2 protein-coding genes and 1 pseudogene are annotated in these 3,945 nt (G+C 38.4%); 1 reads left to right on the forward strand and 2 read right to left on the reverse strand.

What is annotated here, in order from left to right; all coding sequences use genetic code 11:
- Positions 1 to 454: 454 nt before the first annotated feature.
- The gene (locus V6C71_15090; GenBank protein HEY9769795.1) at positions 455 to 604 is read right to left on the reverse strand and encodes a hypothetical protein; all 150 of its coding nucleotides are present in this window, start codon (positions 602 to 604) and stop codon (positions 455 to 457) included.
- A gap of 211 nt (positions 605 to 815) precedes the next feature.
- On the opposite strand from V6C71_15090, the gene V6C71_15095 reads away from it, so the two are divergent.
- Positions 816 to 2,456 (forward strand): hypothetical protein, encoded by a 1,641-nt coding sequence (locus V6C71_15095; protein ID HEY9769796.1) that lies wholly within the window; start codon positions 816 to 818, stop codon positions 2,454 to 2,456.
- A gap of 288 nt (positions 2,457 to 2,744) precedes the next feature.
- Here V6C71_15095 and V6C71_15100 read toward each other — a convergent pair.
- Positions 2,745 to 3,074, reverse strand: a pseudogene (locus tag V6C71_15100) (IS1 family transposase).
- Positions 3,075 to 3,945 lie beyond the last annotated feature (871 nt).

Consider the following 3,945-nt stretch of genomic DNA (forward strand, 5'->3'; position numbering starts at 1 on the left):
ATTGAGTAAAATAATTTCGTGCAGCGAAAGTGTTGCCATTTGAAGAGTGGGGATGAAACCATGAACCAGAGTTTAGTGAGAGCCAGCAAGTCCTTAAATTAACACTTTTTCTTGTCATATCTCAATTTTTGCGACACAACCCATCTTCTCTTCCTTCTGCCGCCACAACAAGAAAAGCATTGGTAGCGTAGCTTAACTCTTCTTTAATGGTAAGACCAACTTCTCGGATAATCGTCTTACAATCATCAGGATCGGTAGTATCAGTAAATTTAATAAATAAATTTTCAGTATAGACAACAGGTTCTTCCGATTGTTCGTCTACTAATACTCCGCCAGCAAAACGAACATCTGGTAATCGGCGTAGAGCCGTTTTGCGTTCGTCAATCGATCTTTGTCCACTCCCAGTTGGTACTTGATAAACCTCAACTCCTACTTCGGGAAATGATAGAACTAATTAACCCCCTAATAATTCCGCAGAGATGGCTGTTGGGACAGGAACTACTGTCGCCGAACGTCTCGATCTAGTAAGGATAGCAATCAGATCTTCACTCTTGTGAAATTGAGTCGAAGGTTCATCTTTACGACCAAACTTAACTTCAGGCATAACTATCAACTCCTAGTAAAATTATATTCAGGAACGGTTTAGGCTGCACTACCTGACGGGGAGACAATCGAGAGGTATCTGCATGTATCACAGTAATGCTAGGAGTAGTCAGTTTATTAATTTTTAATAGATACTTATAACTTTTAAGCCTTTTTTATATATAAGTTAATTAATTATGTTAACTAATTGTTCTATTTCTAACCACTTCGATATGAATATAAATAGCGAAGACAGTGTTCTGGTTGGGGAATCTATTGAACTCTCCGAAGAACTTAATTCAGACGATGTAGGCCTACTACCATCCTTAGCATACAACAGCACTGAGAAAGAATACATAGCAGTATGGGATTTTGTCACTAATCAAGGAAGAACAGTAACATCACAAAGATTCTCTTCAACAGGCTCTTTGATTGGAGAAAATATCAAATTATCCCAAAGTGCTAACATTAATATCGATCCAGTTGTCGCTTATAACAAAATTGACAACCAATATCTTGTCAGTTTTCGAGTTCAAGAAGACCCAATCTTGCCTTTTAATAGTTCTGTGGGTCAACTACTTGAAGCTGACAGTGAATTGATTGGAGGCAATTTTGCTATTGATGATGCTGGGCTTGAAATTAGTTTGCTCCACAACCCCGAAGTTAACGAATACTTCCAAACCAGTAGGATATTTGAACCTAATAATAAAATCTTCAGTCAGCAGATTAGTGCTGAGGGAGATTTAATTGGATCGAGCGTTCGTCTCGATCCTGATGAAACAGACAGTGCGCCTAACGGAGAGGTTGCCTTTAATAGTGTAGATAATCAGTATTTGGCAACTTGGCGCAGACAAGACCCTGATTATGCTGTAGAGGGTCGACTGATTGATGCAAATGGCACTTTAATCAGTGAAGTAATTGAAATTACCCAACCATTAACTGCACAGGGAGCGCCACCTTTTGACCCTATTTTCACAGAGTTCGATCCCATTAACACTCAGTTTTTTGTCGCTTATAATCTTCCTCAAGAGCAGCAAATTAGCGCTCAATTGGTAGATGCCGATGGAACTTTAATTGGAGAAGAAATCCTATTGAGCGACGGCTTCTTTGATGGTGCTGTTGGAATTGACTTCAGTGAAAGTCTAGGAATTTATTTGCTTACAGGGACAAACGAATCTGGCTTGTTTGGTCAGTTTATCAGTGCCTCGGGCAATCTACTTGAAGAGCCTTTTCCTATTGCCGATGATATTATCTCTGGTTCTTCAGTAATTGCCAATGACGATTTGCAGGAGTTTGCAGTCGCTTGGACAGAAGGAGGTACGACTGAAGGTATTTTTGCTCAACGGCTCAATCCCTCAAATCTATTTGATATTATTTCTGGTACACCTAACGAAGACTTCCTTGTTGGAACTCAAGCCAAGGACTTTATTGACGGTAGGAATAATATCGATCTTCTTATCGGTAGAAATGGTGACGATACTCTTGATGGCGGAACTGGAGAAGATCGACTATATGGAAACCAGGGCAATGACGGTCTTTTGGGTGGCGACGGTCGAGATTTCCTCGTCGGTGGTAAAGGCGATGATCTTCTTGACGGGGGAGCAGATGACGACTTACTACTTGGAAATATGGGCGCTGACCAATTTGTGTTGAGAGAGGGCGATGGACTAGATCGGATCTTTGACTATGGAGACGGTACTGATTCCTTCTTGCTAGATAATGGTCTGGCGTTTGAAGACCTGACGATAACCCAAGGCGCAGGTCAGAGTTTGATTAGCGTAACTGACACGAATGAAAAATTAGTCGCCCTATTTGGAGTTAATGCCAGTGATATTGGTGCAGAGAATTTCTCTACTAATCAAGTTTTAGTATAAAGTTAATTTCCAGCAATTGCTCCTTGAGCTTTAGTTTAATCCTGTCAACTGCTCAAGCTCCCTTACTAAGTGATCCTTATCAATCTCAACCTCAATAATCTGCTCAATAGTTCGATCACTTTACTTCTCACCCCGAGGCGTTGCATCATTGCGGGATGATTCGGGATTTTTTGTTAAGTTGAAAACTGTTTAAATAACTGGCGATCGCCAATGCCATTGATAACAAAATTAAATTCAAATTATCCCAGAAAGCTTTTTATCTTTTAAGTAGTAAATTAACAGTTTTATTTACAAGAATAACATTTCTTCTGACTTGGAATAACAAAAAGTTTTACGATGCAACCTGGCTAAATAATGCCGTAAACGACTGTTTTCTCTCTCAACTCTCGTCATATATGTTTATACCGATCATCTGATCTCCATCAGGCACAAATTTCGGATAAACTTTATAACCATCTGTTATCCAAAAATAACAATTCCAATTCTTGATTTTTCCCCATAATTATTCAAAGATTTCTGAGCTTCTATCCCCGATGACATATTCTAAAATTTCCGAATAATCCTTGTTTAAATCTGTCCAAACCCATCTTTTATTTTTTTTCTACCGACAAATGTTTGTCTTAAAGGATAAGCTACGCAAATAACTCATCTAATTAAGCAACTACAGGTCTAGTATAGGTTTGATTTCCATTTGAGCTCTTTTCTCCTGTTTTTCTAACCCAACGTATTACGAAGGCATACTTTAGATACCAACGAACACAAAGTAAAATTATTTTTCCCTGAAAGTGTTTCCATTTAAATGGCTGCTTTGTGTTCATCGAGTCTCGTAGCTAACTAAGTTTTAGTCATAATACAAGCTTGACTTCATTTTTTGCAACACTACCAGCTGGGTTAATCTGGTACTCTTATTGGATTGAAGCTATAGCAATACGAGGCTAGGTTAGGACAAAGTTAGCTAGAATTAAGGCGATCGCCAAAAGAAAGAAAAAATGCCTGCTCCTTATAGCTACGATTTAAGAAAAAAAGCAGTACATGCGTATTATAGAGGGGAAAAGAAGATAGCTATTTGCCAATTGATGAAAATTAGCCGTAATACCCTAGACCTATAGCTGAAGAGATAACAGGAAACAGGAGACTTCAAAGCGCTCGCCAAGCGAGCGCTTAAAGATAATCGCAAAATTCAAGATTTAGAGAGATTCAAACAGTTTGTGAGACAACATAAAGATAAAATACAGCAACAAATGGCGGAAAAGTGGGGGGAGAATCTCACACAGCAAAACGTCAGTGATGGAATTAAAAAGTTAGGTATAACTAGAAAAAAAAACTTACGGATATAAAGAAAGAGATGAAAAGAAAAGAAAACAATTTAAAGATAAACTTCAGGAAAAACCGTCGAACAATTTAGTTTATGTAGATGAAGCAGGATTTGATAATCGAGACGATTATCCATATGGTTATAGTCCAAAGGGAGAAAGATGTTATGCACTTA

Origin of the sequence: Coleofasciculaceae cyanobacterium (assembly GCA_036703275.1) — a bacterium.
Taxonomy (GTDB): Bacteria; Cyanobacteriota; Cyanobacteriia; order Cyanobacteriales; family Xenococcaceae; genus Waterburya.